This is a genomic window from Methylobacterium bullatum, assembly GCF_014845095.1.
Lineage (GTDB): Bacteria > Pseudomonadota > Alphaproteobacteria > Rhizobiales > Beijerinckiaceae > Methylobacterium > Methylobacterium bullatum.
Map to the genome: position 1 here is coordinate 1 of NZ_NKUG01000262.1, position 630 is coordinate 630.

Consider the following 630-nt stretch of genomic DNA (forward strand, 5'->3'; position numbering starts at 1 on the left):
TTCGGCCTCGCCTTCATCGGACTCGAACTCTACGAGTTCGCCCACCTCATCCATGAGGGCGCCGGACCCCAGCGTAGCGCCTTCCTGTCGTCGTTCTTCACGCTGGTAGGCACCCACGGCCTGCACGTGACCCTCGGCTTGGTCTGGCTCATCGTCCTGATGGTTCAGACCGAACGGAAGGGCCTGATCCCGGAGAACCAGCGGCGCCTTCAGTGCCTGTCGATGTTCTGGCACTTCCTCGACGTCATCTGGATCGGCGTCTTCACCTTCGTCTATCTCATGGGAGTGCTGCAATGAGCGCCGCCAGCCAGTCCGCCCATGCCGCTGACCATGAAGAGGACGTGAAGGGCCACGGCGACCAGAGCGGTCATGGCTCCTTCAAGGGCTACGTCACCGGCTTCGTGCTCTCCGTCATCCTCACCGCCATTCCGTTCTGGCTGGTGATGGGCGATGTGCTTGGAAACCCCCGCCTCACGGGCCTTGTCATCATGGGCTTCGGCGTGGTGCAGATCGTGGTCCACATGGTCTACTTCCTCCACATGAACACCAAGTCCGAGGGTGGGTGGACGATCCTTGCGCTGATCTTCACCCTGACGCTCGTGGTGATCACGCTTACGGGCTCCGTCTGGG

2 protein-coding genes are annotated in these 630 nt (G+C 61.9%); both read left to right on the forward strand.

The window, feature by feature from the left end; translation table 11 throughout:
- Nucleotides 1-297 (forward strand): cytochrome c oxidase subunit 3 (locus MBTS_RS22890; protein ID WP_192216565.1); only part of this gene is annotated, 297 nt, incomplete at its 5' end.
- Nucleotides 294-630: cytochrome o ubiquinol oxidase subunit IV (gene cyoD, locus MBTS_RS22895; protein WP_192216566.1), on the forward strand; the 337-nt coding region annotated here is incomplete at its 3' end. The genes MBTS_RS22890 and cyoD, both read left to right, overlap by 4 nt.